Source organism: Pseudomonas sp. MWU318 (assembly GCF_016756945.1).
Classification (GTDB): Bacteria; Pseudomonadota; Gammaproteobacteria; order Pseudomonadales; family Pseudomonadaceae; genus Aquipseudomonas; species Aquipseudomonas putida_A.
Genome location: NZ_JAESJL010000002.1, coordinates 687,172 through 704,189, shown reverse-complemented (window position 1 = coordinate 704,189; position 17,018 = coordinate 687,172). Strand labels below are relative to the sequence as shown.

Sequence of the window (17,018 nt, the reverse complement as noted above, 5' to 3'; positions counted from 1 at the left end):
TCGGTTCCTTGTGTCGGCGAGTCGGACTGCAACTGCTCAAGCCAGTTGCCGGGTTTCCAGTGATGGCGTATCGGCTATGGCGACCGGTTGCGTGACGCCGCGGTCGATGAAATCGGCGCTCAACTCCACGACCCGGCGGTACTGCAAATCCACGGTGATCATGTGATAGCAGTCGTCGAGCAGCACCTTGGTCACCGGCCCGCCGAGTGTGCGTTCGACGTAATCGGCATTCCAGCGGCTGGTGATGTCGTCCTCGATGGAGTGCAGCACCAGCGCCGGCGTGGTGATCGACGGCATGCGTTTTTTCACCACGGCGTTAAGCCGGTGCAGTTCGCGCACGGTGACGCCTTCCATGGTCAGCAACCCGGCCTGGCTGCTCTGACCTTCTTTCATCTGGCGTTCGACGATGGCGCGCAGGCGCTCGTTCTTGATCCCGTAGGGCGGCTTTTCTTCGAAACTGCACAGGTGCACGCCGAACGGGATTTTCATCAGCAACGGGGTGAGGAACGCGAGTTTGTTGATGCTCCAGCCGTCGTAGCGCAGGGTGGTCGAATACAGCAGCAAACCTTCGATCTGTCCCGGGTGTTCGGCGGCCAGGTACATCGACAGCACGGCGCCCATGGACAGGCCGCCGACATACACTTTGCGGTGTTTGCGGCGTACGCCGACGAAGGTGTTGCGTGCGCTCTCGTACCAGTCGCGCCAGCCGGTGGCTTGCAGGTCGGCATTGCCGCCGCAGTGCCCGGCCAGGGTCGGCACATAGACCGTGTGCCCGGCTTTCGCCAGGCCCACGGCCACCCGACGCAGTTCCGTCGGGGTGCCGGTGAGGCCGTGGATCAACAGCACCGCGACCTCCCCGTCACCGAGAACGAAACCGGCGTTGCCTTCGCCCATGTCGATCTCAGCGTCGATCATCGTTTCATCGCCCGATGCAGGAGGCGGTCGAGCAGGGCCAGGCCCAGATCGATTTCCGGATAGCTGATTTCCAGCGACGGTGCCAGGGTGATGACGTTCTTGTAGTAGCCGCCCACGTCGAGGATCAGGCCGAGACGACGACCGTCGATTTCGATGTCGCCCTTCATGCCTTCTTCAACCATGAAGTCGAGGGTGGCCTTGTCCGGGGTGAAACCGTCTGCGGTGCAGATCTCGCAGCGCAGCGCCAGACCGAGGCCGTCGACATCGCCGATGATCGGGTAGCGTTTTTGCAGATCCTGCAGGCCTTCAAGGAAGTATTTGCCCTTGGCCATGACCATTGCGCCGTAATCGACTTCGCTGGTCATCTTGAACATTTCCAGACCCACCGCAGTGCCCAGCGGGTTGGAGGCGAACGTGGAGTGGGTCGAGCCTGGCGGAAAGACTTTCGGGTTGATCAGCTCTTCACGGGCCCAGATGCCGCCCAGCGGATTGAGGCCGTTGGTCAGCGCCTTGCCGAAGACGATCACGTCGGGTTTGACGTCGAAGTGTTCGATCGACCACAGCTTGCCGGTGCGGTAGAAACCCATCTGGATTTCGTCGACCACCATCAGGATGCCGTGCTGATCCAGCACGTGCTTGAGTTCGCTATAGAAGTTCATCGGCGGGATCACGTAACCGCCGGTGCCTTGGATCGGCTCAACGTAGAACGCGGCGTATTCGCTCTGCCCGACTTTCGGGTCCCAGACACCGTTGTATTCAGTCTCGAACAACCGCGCGAATTGCTGCACGCAGTGGCTGCCGTACTCTTCCTTGGTCATGCCTTTGGGGCCGCGGAAGTGATACGGGAACGGGATGAATTGCGCGCGCTCACCGAAGTGACCGTAGCGGCGGCGATAGCGGTAGCTGGAGGTGATCGACGAAGCACCAAGGGTGCGCCCGTGGTAGCCGCCCTCGAAGGCGAACATCAGGCTCTTGCCGTTGCTGGCGTTGCGCACGACTTTCAGCGAGTCCTCGATCGACTGCGAACCGCCGACGTTGAAGTGTACTCGGCCGTCGAGACCGAATTTTTTCTTGGCGTCGACCGCGATCATCTCCGACAGCTCGATCTTGCCCTTGTGCAGGTACTGGCTGGCGATTTGCGGCAGGGTGTCGATCTGTTGTTTCAGCGCATTGTTCAGACGCGGGTTGGCGTAACCGAAGTTGACCGCCGAGTACCACATTTGCAGGTCGAGGTAGGCCTGATCTTCGGTGTCCCAGACGTAGGAGCCTTCGCAGCGGCTGAAGATGCGCGGCGGTTCGATGTAGTGAACGGTGTCGCCGTAGGAGCAGTATCTGGCTTCTTTTTCCAGAAGGACCTGGTCTTCGGCTGTCGCGATGCGGATATCAGACATGGTGCAGGGTTTCCTGTGCTTCAGAAGTGGATTCGGTGCTGAAATTGACGGCGTTGGCGGCCGGGGCCAGAGGCAGGCGGGCCAGCAGTTGCGGCAGTTCGGCGAAGCTGTCGAAGCGCGCGTAGGCGATGCCGTTGCGCTCGCAGTGCTCGGCCAGGCGATCCTTGGCGAAGACGAAATCGGCGGTGGACGCCACGCACATGTCGGACTGGCCGTCACCGATCACCAGCACGCGTTTGCTGCCGGGGGTGGATTTGCATTTGCAGTTGCCGGAGGCCGCGCGGCAGGCGTCACTGGCGTAAGGAAAATCGATGCGCCATTTGTCGTGATCGATCTGGCGCAGGCGGTTGGCGAGGATCGGCAGCAGCGTCACGTAGTTTCGCGCCAGAATCCGCGCGATGCCTTGTTCGATGCCGTCGCTGACCACTTCCAGCGAAGCGCCGAGACCGATCACGTGGTCGACGAAATCGGGGAAGTCCGGGTCGATGTCGATGCTGTCGAAGAATTCCAGCAGTTGTGCCGGCGTGGCCTTGATCAGCGCCAGTTGACGGCTGAGGCATTCACGGGAACCGATCTTGCCCTCCAGCCATTCATTTTCGATGGCTTCCCAGCTCGGGTCGGCGAAGCGTTCAAGGATGCTGTCGATTACGTCGGTACGGGTGATCGTCCCGTCGAAATCACACACGATATGCCAGTCAATCATCTGCAGTACCTGTTGGGTCGAGGCAGTTGTCAGGGTGCGCGGTCTGCGCCTGGCAAGGGTGGGAGCAGGGACTGTGCCAATTGGCCAAAGCCCCGTGCTGGCGGGGGCGATGCGCGGTTTTCGAAAAGTGGAGCTACAATTTTTGTAGCTTGCTACAAACAACATGAGTGCTTGCGCCAAGGGTGGTATCCGGGGATTGATGCGCGCAAGTTCAGAAAAGGAATGACCTCATGCAGAGGAAGACACTGGCGTTATTGGCCGCACTGGCCTGCTTTTCCGGGCCCGCCCTGGCGGATGGCATTACAGGTGAAGCAGGAATCGGGGTGGGGTACCAACCGCATGATCCGAGCGGCAGCCGCTACGAAACCCGACCGATCCCGTATCTGGATCTGGACTGGGGCGATGTCAGCCTCGGTACCGACGATGGCCTGACCTGGAGCGCCTTGAAAAGCAACGGTTTCAGCGCCGGGCCGTACGTCAATTACCTCTCCGGGCGCACCGCCAACGGCGAGTTGCGCGGCCTGCGTGATGTGCCCGACATGGCCGAGGCTGGCGGCTTCGTGCAATACGCTCCGGCCGATTTCTGGCGCGTATTCGCCTTCGTTGGCCAGGCCGTCGGCGGTGGCAGCGGGCAGGGCGGCGTGTTTGGCAAAGTGGGCGGTGAAATTGGCTATCCACTGGGCGGCGGGGTGATCGGCAGCAGCAACCTGACCGCGCATTTTGCCGATGCGCAGGGCACCCAGACCTTCTTCGGTGTCAGTGATCGCGAGGCGCAGGCCTCGGGCATCCGCGCGTACAACGCCGGCGGCGGTTTGCAGAACGTGGCGCTGACCCAGAGCTTCGAGTTCCCTCTGGCGCCACACTGGTCGCTGGTCACCAGCGCGAGCTGGATTCACCTGACTCGCTCGGCGGCGGACAGCAGCATCGTCAAAGCGGTGGGCGATACCAATCAGGGCGAAGTGCAGGCGGCCATCGCCTACAAATTCGACTGATTACGCGCGCGGGCAAATTGGTCTGCGGTTTGCAGACAGCCATGTCGAATCCATTCCTTCAGGATGTTCTTCATGGCTCGCCCTGCTAACCGTCTGCTGGCTCATTCATTGTGGGACCTGATCCCCGTCGCTTTGGGCCTGGCCCATTTCGCTTTCGTCCTGTGGCTGGTTGCGGCCTTTCACGACCTGTCCTGGTGGACTTATGTGCCGCTGGCGCTGGGCTACGCAATCAGCCTGTCGTGGAGCATCAATAGCATTTCCCACAACCAGATTCACAACGCCTACTTCACCCCGGCGTGGCTGAACCGGGCATTCGATCTGTTGTTGTCGGTGACCATCGGTTTTTCGCAAACCCTCTATCGCGATATCCACAACCGCCATCACCGCGGCAACTCGGATCTGCCGGGGCCGGACGGCAAGACCATTGATCCGCTGTCGATCTATCTGCGCGGCAAGAACGGTCAGCCGGAGAATCCCTGGGCCTACACCTTCCTGAGTTTTTTCCGCGACGATCCCAAGCCGATCTACAACGAAATGCGCCGCAAACGCCCGAAGGATGCGCGTTGGGTTCAGGTCGAGATCTGTGTGACGGTGGCGTTTTATCTGCTGCTGGCGGTGTATGACTGGCAGGCGGTGCTGGTGTTGTTGCCGTTCTGGTATCTGGGCCAGGCGCTGTCATCGCTCAACGGTTACTACGAGCATTTTGGCGGCAACCCGGATTTGCCGATTGCCTGGGGCGTGAGTGCCTACAGCCCGCTGTATAACCTGTTGTGGATGAACAACGGCTATCACGCCGAGCACCACTACCGGCCGAAAATGCACTGGACTCAGGTCAAGGCCTATCACCGGCAGATCGCCCGGCAACAGCAGGAAGCGGGGGTGAAGGATATTCCGCTGGCGCACGGTTTGGGCTTCCTGCTGAACCACCAAAAGCCTGACGCCTGACTGCTTTGTGTAGGAGCTGCCGAAGGCTGCGATCTTTTGATCTTGAAAAGCAAAGATCGTCCGATCGCGGCCCGAGCCTGCGGCAGCTCCTACACGGAGCATTTCAGTGCTCTTCGCCTTCGGCGAGCAAGGCTATCCCGCCCATGATCACCGCCACGCCGACCCAGTGCAGCAGACTGATCTGCTCGCCCAGCACCAGCCAGGACCCCAGCAGCACGCCGACAAACACCAGCGAACTCAGGGGAAACGCCAGCGACAGACTGCTGCGTCGCAGAATCAGCATCCAGACGAAAAACGCGCCGATGTAGCAGGCAACCGCCACCCACACGCCGGGCGTCATGACGATGCCTTGCAGCCATTGCAGGCTGAGGTCCATCTGCCCCAGTTGATCACCACCGACCTTGCTCGCGATCTGTCCGCCACTTTCCAGAATAATCAACAGCGCCCAGAGCACGATGGTGCCCACGCGCCCGTGTAGCCAATGCATTGCGTCGTTCCTTTGCAGTTCCAGGCGAGCTTCAGACATGGCCGGCACACACAAGCATCACGCCCGCCGTAATCACCAGCGTGCCCAGCCAGCGCCGCCGACTGACGGTTTCGCCAAGCACCAGTTTGCCCGCCAGCACCACGCCGCAATAGGCCAGCGCGGCTGCCGGAAACAACAGACTCAGCGGTGCCCGCGACAGGGCGCCGAGCCAGACGAAAAACTCGATCGCGTAAGCGCCTATCCCGCACCACAATAGCGGTGCGTTGAACACTTGGCCCCAGAACACCTGAAGCCGAAAACCACCCTCCAGCTCAGGTAATCGATCCAGGCCCAGTTTGAAACACAGCTGGCCGATCACATCCAGAACGATGGACAGGGCCACCAGCACAATCACGGTGAAAGTCATGGAAACAGTTCCTCGAACAGGTCGATCAAGGCTTGATTGGTGGTGGAGTTGCGCAGGATATCGGTGTCGCTCCAGCGCTCGGCCGGCGGCTGATCGGTCTTCGCCTCCCAGCGTTTGAATACGTTGCTGAAGGCCGGACGGGCGTATTCGCCGCAGATGTCGATGCCGATGATTCGCTTGCTCGCCGCCAGCGCGCGCAGGGCCTGAAGCATATGGCTCAGGCGCATGCCGCCCTGATCCCAGTTGGTCGCGGCGTCTTCGCTGGCGAGCACGTCCTTGTCGATAGTGATCCACACCGCATCGGTCGGCAGGCTGGCGATCATTTTGTCGAGGAACAGCGTCCAGTCAACTTCGGACAAATTGCGCCAGTGCAGCATGTTTTCCTGCTGTTCATGGCCGGCGCCATCACCGACTCGCCCCCAGACACGGGAGGGCGCGTGCTGCCACGGAAACAGCTGCAGAACCCCGCGTTTGAGCGCTGCGAGGTTGCCGCCCTTCAGTTGTGGATTTTGCAGATCATCGCTGCACGGGCCGAGGGTGACGATGCGGCGGATGTCCGGCAGTTTCAGGGCCTGATTGACCCAGGAACCGCAATGCCGACGCGGCGCAAACCGCACCCAGTCAGGGTGATTGTCGAAATGGATCAGGCTGACCGGCTCGGGCAGGTCGGTGAGAAACGCCGGGGTCAGGTGGTGATAGTCACCGGAGCCGACGAAGAAGATTTCCGGTGCCGGGCCGCTGTGCCGTGGCCGTTGCTGCAAGCGTTCGGCGAAGCGTCGCCAGGTGCGTTCGCTGGACCAGAGCCGGAGTTTCGGGCCGAGGTCGAGCAGGTCCAGGCGTTTGGCGCGGCCACTGTCGAGCAGTCGCGCAATCGGCGCCTGGGCGGTCAGGCTGTGGTCGAGATCTAAAATATTCAAGGTCGCTATTTACCCTTGGCAGACCCTGCCAGACACCGGCCTCATCGAGCATGAGCGCCAGCCGGGCAGGGCTTTCGGGGGTAAATGCAAGGGACGGGCCAGCCGTTGTCTCAGGCGTGCAGACGCACCCACACCGAGACCAGCACGGTCGCCGCGATCAGCCACGCGATCACCGCCACCGCCAGTGAAGCCTCCAGGCGCATGCGGTCAACCATCACGTACAGCGTCGCCAGATAGATGAAGTACGGAATGATCGACCACATGCCGAACACGATGGTTGCCTTCAGATCGTCGATCGAACGGCCCTTGCCGACGATGTAATGGGCGATCAGCGCGAAGGTCGGAAACAGCGGCACCAGCCCGGCGATGTAGTAGTTTCGCGTCTTCGATAGCGCCGCGAGAATCACCACCACTGCCGCGCCTAAGGCGGCTTTGAGAATCAGATCCATCAGTGGCTCAGCCCGTACTTTTTCACTTTGTCGAACAGCGTGGTCTTGGCCATGCCCAGCTCCAGGCTGGCCTGGGTCAGGTTGCCGCCACTGCGTTGCAAGGCGTCATTGAGCAGGTTGCGCTCGAAGGCTTCCACCGCTTCGGCGAACGCCAGCCCCTGACCGCCGCTGCTGGCGCCGGACTTCTTGAATGCCGGCAGGCCGAGGGCAAAGCGCTCGGCGACGTTACGCAGCTCACGCACGTTGCCCGGCCAGTCGTGGCTCATCAGGTTCGACAGGGTCTGGTTGTCCAGCTCGGGCAATACCCGGTCGAAACGCAGCGCCGACTGCTGGGTGAAGTGTTCGAACAGTTGCAGAATGTCTTCGCGACGTTCGCGCAGCGGTGGCAGCTCCAACGTCACCACGTTGAGGCGGTAGTACAAGTCGCTGCGAAACTCGCCGGCCTTGCTCGCGTCGTCGAGGTCGGATTTGGTTGCGGCAATCACTCGGCAATCCACCGCCACGCTCTGGTTCGAACCGAGGCGTTCGAGGGTGCGTTCCTGCAACACCCGCAGCAGTTTGATCTGCAACGGCAGGGGCATGCTTTCCACTTCATCGAGGAACAGCGTGCCGCCGTCGGCATGTTCGATCTTGCCGATGCGCCGCTTGCCGGCGCCGGTGAAGGCGTTGGCCTCGTGGCCGAAGATCTCGCTTTCGAAGAGGTTTTCCGGCAGGCCGCCGCAGTTCAGCGCGACGAACTGCTTGGCATGCCGACGACTGAAGTCGTGCAGGCAACGGGCGACCAGTTCCTTGCCGGTGCCGGTCTCGCCTTCGATCAATACGTTGGCCGAGGTGTCGGCGACGTTGGCGATCAGTTCGCGCAGGTTCTGCATGGCTGGCGAGCGTCCGATGATCCGGCCTTCGAGGGAATCGCGTTCGGCCAGTTGCCGACGCAGCGAGGAGACTTCGCGAGCGAGGCTGCGTTGCTCCAGTGCGCGGCGGGCGACATCCACTAGACGTTCCGGCGAGAACGGTTTCTCCATGAAATCGTAGGCGCCTTTCTGCATCGCGCCGACCGCCATGGAGATGTCGCCATGACCGGTGATCAGCACCACCGGCAAACTGCGGTCGCGCGCCTTGAGGCGGGTCAGCAGTTCCAGGCCATCGATGCCGGGCAGGCGAATGTCGCTGATGACGATGCCGGCAAAGTTGTCGCCGACCCGCTCCAGCGCTTCTTCGGCACTGCCGACGCCGATGCAGGGAATGTCTTCCAGGGTCAGCGCCTGCTGGCAGCCGAGCAGCACATGGGGGTCGTCTTCGACGATCAGCACACTAAGGTCGTGGTTCATATTGGCTCGGCAGGAGTAGGGCTTACCAACGGTAAACTGAGGACGAAGGTGGTGCCACCGCTGACCGGGTGTTCGACACCCAGGTGTCCGCCGGTGGCTGCAGCGAGGCTGGCGGAGAGGGTCAGGCCGAGGCCCAGACCCTGTTCGCCGGGTTTGGTGGTGAAGAACGGCTCGAACAGATGCTTGCGTGCTTCGGCGTCGACACCGTGGCCGTTGTCGCGCACCCGCAGGCGATATTTGCCGTTGAACTCTTCGCCTTCCAGCCACAGCTGCGGTGAAGGTTGCGTCTGCATGGCGTCGAGGGCGTTGCCGATCAGGTTGACCAGAATCTGTTCGAGGCGGGTCTGGTCGATCTGCACCTGTACGTCGCTGAACTGACGATGCAGTTGCAGCGTTATGCTCTCGACCCGCGCGCCGAGCAGTTGCAGGGCCGCGTCCACCGCTTTGCCGAGGCTGGCCTGGCCTTCGTTGTCGCCGCGCCGGGCGAACGAGCGCAGGCTGGCGGTGATCCGGCCCATGCGGTCGATCAGGTCGTTGATGGTCTTGAGGTTGGTGCTGGCGACGTCGAGCTGGCCGCGTTCCAGAAAACGAATGGTGTTGCCGGACAGGGTGCGCATCGCCGCCAGCGGCTGGTTCAGTTCGTGGGCGATGCTGGTCGACATCTGGCCGATGGCCGCGAGTTTTCCGGCCTGCACCAGTTCGTCCTGGGCGCGACGCAGGGTCTCTTCAGCCTGGCGCCGTTCGCGGATCTGGCTCTTGAGCCGTTCGTTGCTGGCGCGCAGATCGCCGGTGCGTTCGGTAATCCGACGCTCCAGCTGATTGTTGGCTTCCTGCAAGGCTTCGCGGGCGGCGAGGCGGGTGGCGATGACCTTGCGCCGTTCGTTCCAGGCGATCAGCAGGAACGCCACCAGGGCGAAGGCCACCGCCACCAGAATGCCCTGATTGATCGCTTCGCGGCGCAAGTCCTGCAACGGCGTGAGCAGGGTGAAATTCCATGGCGTGTCGCTCAGCGGCCGGGTCTGCGCCAGATAGCTGATGCTGTCGTCATCGGCGCTTAGTTCGCTGTTGGCCGGGAAGGTCAGTTTCTCCACACCGTCGGCCAGGGTTTCGCGCGCCAGCGGTTGCAGTTCGTTGAGCGGGAACCAGTAATACTGCAGGCTGCGCGCGAGCTTCTCTTTGGTTTCATCGCTCAACGGCACCACCGATTTCAGGCGCCGCGCCGGATCGCTGGAAAGAATGATGATGCCGTTCTCGTCGCTGACGAAGGCCTCCAGGCGGGCGCGTTGCCAGCGTTCTTCCAGCGCTTCGAGGCGCACCTTGACCACGGCGACGCCGATGATCTTGCCGTGTTCTTCCAGGCCATGGGCCAGGTAGTAACCGGGTTCGCCGCTGGTGCTGCCGATGCCGTAGAAACGTCCGGGTTCGCCGCGCACGGCGTTCTGGAAATAGGCGCGAAAGGACAGGTCTTCACCCAGATAACTGTCGACGTCGCGCCAGTTGCTGGTGGCCATCACGCGGCCGGTGGTGTCCATGACGTAAATAGCCCGACTGCGGCTGCGCCGGTTCAGGCCTTCAAGGTAAGCATTGACCGTTTGCCGGTGCTCCGGAGTCGGGTCGGCCAGCAATTGCGGGACACTGGTTTCCAGTTCCAGCAGGCTGGGCAGATAGGTGTATTTGCTGATTTCGCTTTCGACCGTGCGCGCGTGCAGTTCGAGCTGACGCTGGCCGTTTTCGCTGAGGCTGCGGATGCCGAAATGTTCACTGGTCCAGAAGCCGATGTAACCCAGTCCGATCATCAGGATGATGATCAGCGGCGGCAGGAACAGATGGCGAATCAGACGGGGCTTCACGGCAAGTGATGGCGGCGCTGCGCGATAGAGATTGGGGTCGCATTTCATCACAGTTGCCTTGGGTCAACCACCACCACCACAAACCTCACCAATCTCCTGTAGGAGCTGCCGCAGGCTGCGATCTTTTGCTGTTGCTTTGTAAAGGCAAAAGATCGCAGCCTGCGGCAGCTCCTACAGAGAGAGCGGCGGTGTTGCTTTTAGTGCTGCAGGATTTTCTCGAGGAAGTGCTGCGCGCGTTCGGAGCGGGCGCTGATGTCGCCGAAGAACTCCTCTTTCGGGCAGTCTTCGATGATCTTGCCGGCGTCCATGAAGATCACCCGGTCAGCCACTTTGCGCGCGAAGCCCATTTCGTGGGTCACGCACATCATGGTCATGCCTTCGTGGGCCAGTTGCACCATCACGTCGAGCACTTCGTTGACCATTTCCGGGTCGAGCGCCGAGGTCGGTTCGTCGAACAGCATGACGATCGGATCCATGGCCAGTGCACGGGCAATCGCCACACGCTGCTGCTGACCGCCGGACAGTTGCCCCGGGTGCTTGTGCGCATGCGCCGACAAGCCGACGCGTTCCAGCAGTTGCAGACCTTTCTTGGTCGCCTCTTCCTTGCTACGGCCCAGCACCTTGATCTGCGCGATGGTCAGGTTTTCGGTGATGGTCAGGTGCGGGAACAGCTCGAAATGCTGGAACACCATACCGACGCGCGAACGCAGTTTCGGCAGGTTGGTCTTGGAGTCGGCAATCGAGGTGCCGTCGACGACGATGTCGCCTTTCTGGAACGGCTCGAGCGCGTTGACGCACTTGATCAGGGTCGACTTGCCCGAACCCGACGGACCGCAGACCACGATCACTTCGCCTTTCTTGACCTCGGTGCTGCAATCAGTCAGCACCTGGAAGTCGCCATACCACTTGTTGATGTTCTTGATGGAGATCATACGGCAAACCTTTTTTGCAGACGCTTGACCAGCAGCGAGGCGGAAAAGCTGATGATGAAGTAGACGACACCGGCAAAGATCAGGAACTCGTTGGAACGACCGATGATGTCGCCGCTGGAGCGGGCGGAGTTGAGGAAGTCCACCAGGCCCACGGTGTAGACCAGCGAGGTGTCCTGGAACAGGATGATCGACTGTTGCAGCAGCAACGGGGTCATCTTGCGGAACGCCTGGGGCAGGATGATCAGACGCATGGTCTGGCCATAGGTCATGCCCATCGCCTGCGCTGCGGCCATCTGGCCTTTGGGGATCGACTGCACGCCAGCCCGGACGATCTCACAGAAGTACGCGGCTTCGAACATCATGAAAGCCACGACGCAGGAGGTGAACGCGCCGATCGGGGTGTCTTCGCCGGTGATCCAGCGCAGCACGAACGGCACCGCCAGGTAGAACCAGGTGATCACCAGCAGCAGCGGGATCGAGCGGAAGTAGTTCACGTAGGCGCCGGCGACGCGCGACAGCAGTTTGCTGGACGACAGGCGCATCAGTGCGAGGATCGTCCCCAGCACGATGCCGCCGATCACGCCCATGACCATCAGTTGCAAGGTCATGACCATGCCGTTCCACAGGCCCGGGATCGCGGGGATGATGCCGCTGAAATCGAAGTCCATTATTTACCCCCCACGGAGATCAGGCCGGGCACTGCGACTTTCTTCTCGACCATGCGCATCAGCAACATCAGGCTCATGTTCAGGGTGAAGTAGATCAGCGTGGCCAGGGTGAAGGCTTCAAACAGGTTGGCCGAGAACTCGGCGGTCTGTTTGGTTTGCGCCAGCAGTTCCATCAGGCCGATCAAGGACGCCACGGAGGAGTTCTTGAACACGTTGAGGAATTCCGAGGTCAGCGGTGGAATGATGATGCGGTAGGCCTGGGGCAGCAGTACGTTCCAGTAGATCTGCGGCAGCTTGAAACCCATGGCGCGGGCGGCGGATTCCTGGCCGCGTGGCAGCGCCTGGATGCCGGTGCGCACTTGCTCGCAGACCCGGGCAGCGGTGAACAGACCCAGGCACACAACCACGCTCAGGTAGGCCGAGGTGGTCGGGTTCAGATCCTGCTTGTACCAGTCCTGCAGGTTTTGCGGCAGCAGGTCGGGCACCAGGAAGTACCAGATGAACAGCTGCACCAGCAGCGGCACGTTGCGAAACAGTTCGACGTAGCAGGTCGCGATGCCCGATACGAGGCGATTCGGCACCGTGCGCATGACCCCCAGAATGGAGCCCAGCAGCAAGGCGATGATCCATGCCACGATGGCGATGGCAATAGTCCAGCCCAGCCCGGCGATGTACCAGTCGAGATAAGTCTCGCTACCCACGCCGGTGGACTTGAAGAACACGCCCCAGTCCCAGTTGTAATTCATTAGGGTCTCCCCTCGAAATCGATCGATGTACAAGCACCCGCTTGGGGAAGATCCTTTCCCGTCCGACGTTGAACGCCGGGCACACGCGATCGGCTCGAAAACCGCCAGGTCGAGTGTTCCACTGTAAAACCAGCAGGTAACAGACGCCTGAGGGAGGGTGGCTCCCTCAGGGGATAAGGTTAGTCAGGAATCAGATTTTTACGTCAGGCGCCGGCTTGTCGCTCGGGTTGGCGATCAGTTCCTTGACCTTGTCGCTCATCGGGAAGTTGAGGTTCAGGCCCTTTGGTGGAATCGCGGTTTCGAACCACTTCTTGTAGATCTTGTTGATCTCGCCGGATTTGTACAGGCCGACAATGGCGTCATCCACGGCCTTCTTGAAGGCCGGGTCGTCTTTGCGAACCATGCACGCGTAGGCTTCGAAGGATTGCGGAGTACCGGTGATGACCCAGTCGTCCGGCTTCTTGGCCTTGGCTTCTTCGCCGGCCAGCAGGGCGTCGTCCATCATGAAGGCAACGGCGCGGCCGCTTTCCAGCATGTTGAAGGATTCGCCGTGGTCTTTGGCGGAGATGATGTTCATGCCCATCTGCTTGTCGGCGTTCATCGCTTTGATGATGCGCTCGGACGTGGTGCCAGCGGTGGTCACGACGTTTTTGCCTTTGAGGTCGGCAAAGTCAGCGTAGGACGGCTTGCCATCCTTGTCTTTCTTGACCAGCAGACGGGTGCCGATTTCGAAGATGTTGACGGTGAAGTCGACTTGCTGAGCGCGTTCGGCGTTGTTGGTGGTGGAACCACACTCGATATCCGCGGTGCCGTTCTGAATCAGCGGGATACGGGTTTGCGAGGTCACCAGGTTGTATTTGACCTGCAGGTCTGGCTTGTTCAGGTCTTTTTTCAGGGCTTCAACGATGGCCACTTGAATGTCGTGGGAGTAGCCCACTGGCTTGCCGGAAGCATCCGCGATATAGGAAAACGGAATGGAACTGTCGCGGTGAGCGAGGGTGATGGTGCCGGAATCGTTGATTTTCTTCAGGGTGCCGGTGAGTTCGGCAGCGAAAACTGGAGTGCTGATCAGAGCGGCCGCAATGGCTGCGCCCAGGATATGGGGAACGATGCGCATCAAATTTTCCTCGAATTGTTTTTTTTATGGAGCCAGTTCGTCGGCCCTTTTGTGCTTCGAATGCCTGACGGCTCCTGAAGTGTTGGCACGCCAGGCATTCGTCGAGAGAGTGTAGAGCATGAGTCGTGCCAGAGCAGTCGATAGTGGCTAATGGCTTGATTAATAAGGTGATTAAAGTTTTGTGTCGGTGTTTTTGGCTGGAACTGATCCGGTTATCCGAATTGACCGGGAGGTCGCGTTCGGAAAACCGAACGATCTTTTAATCGCTGCCCTCATATTGATGATCGTTCGAGCCCACATTCCCTTGTGGCGAGGGGATTTATCCCCGATAGGTCGCGAAGCGGCCTTCTTTCAGCGCAAAGGCGAGGACCGCTTCGCAGTCCATCGGGGATAAATCCCCTCGCCACAGGGTTAGTGGCAGGCAAAGTAAGTCACGCAGCAAAAAGCCCCTGAATCTCTCAATTCAGGGGCTTTCGTTTAAGCGATGTTCATATCACGCCGCTTCAATCTTGCGGTTCTGCTCGACCTTGCCCAGGTACGCCGCCAGCTTCTCTTGCTCGGCCGGGGTAGTGAACAGGCCCAGCTTGCTGCGCCGCCACAGGATGTCGTGGGCGGTGGTAGCCCATTCTTCGCTGCACAGGTAATCGACTTCACGGGTGTAGAGCCCGCCGCCAAGATGTTCGCCCATGTCGTTCAGCGACTCTACGCCTTCGAGCATGCGCCAGGTGCGGCTGCCGTAGGTGGTGGCCCAGCGGCGGGCGATCTCGGTCGGGACGAAGTCGAACTTGTCGCGGATCTGCGCGCTCAAGGCCTGCGGGGTGGTCATGTCTTCGCCGCCGGGCAGGGTCGCGGTGGCGGTCCAGCTCGGACGCATCTGGGTGAAGTACGGCATCAACTGGGCCATCGCTGACTCGGCGAGTTTGCGGTAAGTGGTCAGCTTGCCACCGAACACCGACAGCAGCGGCGCTTCTTCGCCCCCGCCAGACAATGCCAGAGTGTAATCGCGGGTCACGGCGGACGGGTTGTCGGATTCGTCGTTGCACAGTGGACGCACGCCCGAGTAGCTGTGCTGGATGTCGTCGCGGCTGATCTGCTGCTTGAAGTGCGCGTTGACCACTTTCAGCAGGTAATCGGTTTCGCCGTCGGTGATTGCCACTTTCGCCGGGTCACCGGTGTATTCGCGGTCGGTGGTACCGATGAGGGTGAAGTGGTTCAGGTACGGAATGGTGAAGACGATGCGCTGATCTTCGTTTTGCAGGATGTGCGCGTGATCGCCTTCGTATAGCTTCGGCACGATGATGTGGCTGCCCTGAATCAGGCGGATGCCGTACGGCGATTCCATTTTCAGGTCGTCACGGATGAACTTGGCGACCCACGGGCCGGCGGCGTTCACCAAGGCTTTGGCAGTGATCGAAAACAGGCTGCCGTCGGCGCGTTCCAGATTCAGGTGCCACAGGCCCTTGGCGCGGCGGGCGCTGACGCAACGGGTCTGCGTGTGTACGTGGGCACCTTTTTCCCGGGCGGCCATGGCGTTCAGAACGACGAGGCGGGCGTCATCGACCCAGCAATCGGAGTATTCGAAGCCTTTGGTGATTTCGCTTTTCAATGCGCTGTCGGCACCGAACTTCAGGCTTTTCGAGCCTGGCAGCTTTTCACGCTTGCCGAGGTTGTCGTAGAGGAACAGACCGGCGCGGATCATCCAGGCCGGACGCAGGTGCGGACGGTGCGGCAGCACGAAACGCATCGGCTTGACGATGTGCGGCGCCTTGGCCAGCAACACTTCGCGCTCGGCCAGCGCTTCACGCACCAGACGGAATTCGTAATGTTCGAGGTAGCGCAGGCCACCGTGGATCAGCTTGCTGCTGGCCGACGAGGTGTGGCTGGCCAGGTCATCCTTTTCGCAAAGGAACACCGAGAGACCGCGACCGGCGGCATCTGCTGCGATCCCCACGCCATTGATCCCGCCGCCAATCACGGCAACGTCGTAGATCTCGGAGATAGGGGGCGTACGCAAGGTAGATGTGGACATCGGCTGGCCTCGGGCTCTTTTGATTTTCTGTCTTGGAAATCGAACATAAATGTTCATTTGCGAAAATGGTAGCCCATAAAGACGCGCGCAGCCAGTCGCGTTCGATTGAAAAAACTCATCGAAGGGCGGGCAAAAGAAAATTTTCGAACATTATTAAGGCGCAGATGATCTTTGTGGCGAGGGGATTTATCCCCGATGGGCCGCGTAGCGGCCCCTCAATCAACTACCGTGGAGTCTCAGGCACACCGCATTGGGTGGTTTTAGGACTGCTTCGCAGCCCATCGGGGATAAATCCCCTCGCCACAGGGGATGTTGAACGGATTTAAACGACTTCCAGGCGAATCTTGTGCTGGCTCAACAGTTGCGCGAGTGCCGGCACCGGCTGCTGATCGGTCACCAGGCAATCGATTAGGCTGATCGGGCCGAGGCGAATCATCGCGTTACGCCCGAATTTGCTCGAGTCCGCCGCCAGAATAACCTGCCGCGCATTGGCGATGATCGCCTGCGACACGCGCACTTCCTGATAATCGAAGTCGAGCAGGCTGCCGTCTTCGTCGATGCCGCTGATACCCACCAGCGCGAAATCAACCTTGAACTGGTTGATGAAGTCCACACTCGCCTGACCGACCACGCCACCGTCACGGCGCACGTTGCCGCCAGTCAGCAGCACATCGAAATCATCCTTGGCGCTGAGCATCGAGGCGACGTGCAGGTTATTGGTGATGATCTTCAGATGGTTGTGATTGAGCAGGGCGCGGGCAATCGATTCGGTGGTGGTGCCGATGTTGATGAACAACGAGGCGTGATCGGGGATCTGCGCGGCGATGGCTTCGCCGATGCGTTGTTTTTCGTCGCGCATCTGGTCGGCGCGCATCGCATAGGCGGTGTTTTCGACGCTGGAATCATAGGCAGCGCCGCCATGGTAGCGGCGCAACAGATTGGCTTCCGCGAGCTGATTGATGTCGCGGCGGATGGTTTGCGGGGTAACAACGAACAGCGTGGCCATTTCCTCGATGCTCACATAGCCGCGTTCGCGGACCAGCTCGAGGATTTGCTGCTGACGGGGAGGCAGATTCATGGGGCTTCCTTTGGGCTGCCGTGCAAAATTTGCCCATGATGCCGCAGGAATCTCCTCCCTACCAG

17 protein-coding genes are annotated in these 17,018 nt (G+C 60.6%); 2 read left to right on the top strand and 15 right to left on the bottom strand.

The annotated features are described in order from the left end of the window. Window positions 1–36 precede the first annotated feature (36 nt). Genes JN524_RS07205 through JN524_RS07195 form a run of 3 tightly spaced genes read right to left on the bottom strand, consistent with a single transcriptional unit; the run spans window position 37 to window position 3,009 of the window. A complete protein-coding gene (locus tag JN524_RS07205; RefSeq protein ID WP_202368938.1) occupies window positions 37–915 on the bottom strand; it encodes an alpha/beta hydrolase in 879 nt (292 codons plus the stop codon). Continuing rightward, the gene (locus JN524_RS07200) at window positions 912–2,306 is read right to left on the bottom strand and encodes an aspartate aminotransferase family protein (protein ID WP_098965393.1); all 1,395 of its coding nucleotides are present in this window, start codon (window positions 2,304–2,306) and stop codon (window positions 912–914) included. The genes JN524_RS07205 and JN524_RS07200 overlap by 4 nt, the downstream gene beginning before the upstream one ends. After that, window positions 2,299–3,009, bottom strand: coding sequence for an HAD-IB family phosphatase (locus tag JN524_RS07195; RefSeq protein WP_202368937.1), 711 nt, complete (start codon window positions 3,007–3,009; stop codon window positions 2,299–2,301). The genes JN524_RS07200 and JN524_RS07195 overlap by 8 nt, the downstream gene beginning before the upstream one ends. A gap of 230 nt (window positions 3,010–3,239) precedes the next feature. Here JN524_RS07195 and JN524_RS07190 point away from each other — a divergent pair, with 230 nt between their 5' ends. Continuing rightward, window positions 3,240–4,001, top strand: a complete 762-nt coding sequence (locus JN524_RS07190) for a MipA/OmpV family protein (protein ID WP_134787239.1) — start codon at window positions 3,240–3,242, stop codon at window positions 3,999–4,001. Between the two features lie 72 nt (window positions 4,002–4,073). After that, the gene (locus JN524_RS07185) at window positions 4,074–4,946 is read left to right on the top strand and encodes a fatty acid desaturase family protein (RefSeq protein WP_202368936.1); all 873 of its coding nucleotides are present in this window, start codon (window positions 4,074–4,076) and stop codon (window positions 4,944–4,946) included. A 103-nt stretch (window positions 4,947–5,049) separates the two neighbouring features. Here JN524_RS07185 and JN524_RS07180 read toward each other — a convergent pair whose 3' ends face one another. The 12 genes from JN524_RS07180 to JN524_RS07125 all read right to left on the bottom strand — a co-directional run bounded on the left by JN524_RS07180 (window position 5,050) and on the right by JN524_RS07125 (window position 16,953). Beyond that, window positions 5,050–5,433 carry an EamA family transporter gene (locus JN524_RS07180; protein ID WP_202368935.1) on the bottom strand — a complete coding sequence of 128 codons (384 nt, stop codon included), beginning with the start codon at window positions 5,431–5,433 and terminating at the stop codon, window positions 5,050–5,052. Window positions 5,434–5,464: 31 nt separating this feature from the next. Next, complete coding sequence (locus tag JN524_RS07175) at window positions 5,465–5,839, bottom strand: transporter (RefSeq protein ID WP_098965385.1); 375 nt, start codon at window positions 5,837–5,839, stop codon at window positions 5,465–5,467. Next, complete coding sequence (locus JN524_RS07170) at window positions 5,836–6,756, bottom strand: arginase (RefSeq protein WP_134787236.1); 921 nt, start codon at window positions 6,754–6,756, stop codon at window positions 5,836–5,838. Before JN524_RS07170 ends, JN524_RS07175 begins: the two co-directional genes overlap by 4 nt. A 110-nt stretch (window positions 6,757–6,866) precedes the next feature. Then, window positions 6,867–7,196 (bottom strand): GlpM family protein, encoded by a 330-nt coding sequence (locus JN524_RS07165; RefSeq protein WP_202369036.1) that lies wholly within the window; start codon window positions 7,194–7,196, stop codon window positions 6,867–6,869. Window positions 7,197–7,204: 8 nt separating this feature from the next. Next, window positions 7,205–8,533 carry a sigma-54-dependent transcriptional regulator gene (locus JN524_RS07160; RefSeq protein WP_202368934.1) on the bottom strand — a complete coding sequence of 443 codons (1,329 nt, stop codon included), beginning with the start codon at window positions 8,531–8,533 and terminating at the stop codon, window positions 7,205–7,207. After that, on the bottom strand, window positions 8,530–10,431 hold the full coding sequence (locus JN524_RS07155; RefSeq protein ID WP_202368933.1) for a sensor histidine kinase: 1,902 nt from the start codon (window positions 10,429–10,431) through the stop codon (window positions 8,530–8,532). Before JN524_RS07155 ends, JN524_RS07160 begins: the two co-directional genes overlap by 4 nt. A 149-nt stretch (window positions 10,432–10,580) precedes the next feature. Continuing rightward, window positions 10,581–11,315 carry an amino acid ABC transporter ATP-binding protein gene (locus JN524_RS07150; protein WP_007963947.1) on the bottom strand — a complete coding sequence of 245 codons (735 nt, stop codon included), beginning with the start codon at window positions 11,313–11,315 and terminating at the stop codon, window positions 10,581–10,583. Continuing rightward, window positions 11,312–11,983 (bottom strand): amino acid ABC transporter permease, encoded by a 672-nt coding sequence (locus JN524_RS07145; protein ID WP_007963949.1) that lies wholly within the window; start codon window positions 11,981–11,983, stop codon window positions 11,312–11,314. Before JN524_RS07145 ends, JN524_RS07150 begins: the two co-directional genes overlap by 4 nt. After that, window positions 11,983–12,729, bottom strand: coding sequence for an amino acid ABC transporter permease (locus JN524_RS07140; RefSeq protein WP_027612077.1), 747 nt, complete (start codon window positions 12,727–12,729; stop codon window positions 11,983–11,985). Before JN524_RS07140 ends, JN524_RS07145 begins: the two co-directional genes overlap by 1 nt. A 190-nt stretch (window positions 12,730–12,919) precedes the next feature. Continuing rightward, complete coding sequence (locus JN524_RS07135; protein ID WP_202368932.1) at window positions 12,920–13,846, bottom strand: glutamate/aspartate ABC transporter substrate-binding protein; 927 nt, start codon at window positions 13,844–13,846, stop codon at window positions 12,920–12,922. 493 nt (window positions 13,847–14,339) lie between these two features. After that, entirely contained in the window at window positions 14,340–15,875 is a 1,536-nt protein-coding gene (glpD, locus tag JN524_RS07130) for a glycerol-3-phosphate dehydrogenase (RefSeq protein WP_202368931.1), read from the bottom strand. A 322-nt stretch (window positions 15,876–16,197) separates the two neighbouring features. Continuing rightward, entirely contained in the window at window positions 16,198–16,953 is a 756-nt protein-coding gene (locus JN524_RS07125; RefSeq protein ID WP_007916700.1) for a DeoR/GlpR family transcriptional regulator, read from the bottom strand. Between the last annotated feature and the right edge of the window lie 65 nt (window positions 16,954–17,018).

Coding starts and splice junctions, on each gene's coding strand:
- JN524_RS07205 (WP_202368938.1), bottom strand. CDS start 915: ATGATCGACGCTGAGATCGACATGGGCGAAGGCAACGCCGGTTTCGTT.
- JN524_RS07200 (WP_098965393.1), bottom strand. CDS start 2,306: ATGTCTGATATCCGCATCGCGACAGCCGAAGACCAGGTCCTTCTGGAA.
- JN524_RS07195 (WP_202368937.1), bottom strand. CDS start 3,009: ATGATTGACTGGCATATCGTGTGTGATTTCGACGGGACGATCACCCGT.
- JN524_RS07190 (WP_134787239.1), top strand. CDS start 3,240: ATGCAGAGGAAGACACTGGCGTTATTGGCCGCACTGGCCTGCTTTTCC.
- JN524_RS07185 (WP_202368936.1), top strand. CDS start 4,074: ATGGCTCGCCCTGCTAACCGTCTGCTGGCTCATTCATTGTGGGACCTG.
- JN524_RS07180 (WP_202368935.1), bottom strand. CDS start 5,433: ATGCATTGGCTACACGGGCGCGTGGGCACCATCGTGCTCTGGGCGCTG.
- JN524_RS07175 (WP_098965385.1), bottom strand. CDS start 5,839: ATGACTTTCACCGTGATTGTGCTGGTGGCCCTGTCCATCGTTCTGGAT.
- JN524_RS07160 (WP_202368934.1), bottom strand. CDS start 8,533: ATGAACCACGACCTTAGTGTGCTGATCGTCGAAGACGACCCCCATGTG.
- JN524_RS07155 (WP_202368933.1), bottom strand. CDS start 10,431: ATGAAATGCGACCCCAATCTCTATCGCGCAGCGCCGCCATCACTTGCC.
- JN524_RS07150 (WP_007963947.1), bottom strand. CDS start 11,315: ATGATCTCCATCAAGAACATCAACAAGTGGTATGGCGACTTCCAGGTG.
- JN524_RS07145 (WP_007963949.1), bottom strand. CDS start 11,983: ATGGACTTCGATTTCAGCGGCATCATCCCCGCGATCCCGGGCCTGTGG.
- JN524_RS07140 (WP_027612077.1), bottom strand. CDS start 12,729: ATGAATTACAACTGGGACTGGGGCGTGTTCTTCAAGTCCACCGGCGTG.
- JN524_RS07135 (WP_202368932.1), bottom strand. CDS start 13,846: ATGCGCATCGTTCCCCATATCCTGGGCGCAGCCATTGCGGCCGCTCTG.
- glpD (WP_202368931.1), bottom strand. CDS start 15,875: ATGTCCACATCTACCTTGCGTACGCCCCCTATCTCCGAGATCTACGAC.
- JN524_RS07125 (WP_007916700.1), bottom strand. CDS start 16,953: ATGAATCTGCCTCCCCGTCAGCAGCAAATCCTCGAGCTGGTCCGCGAA.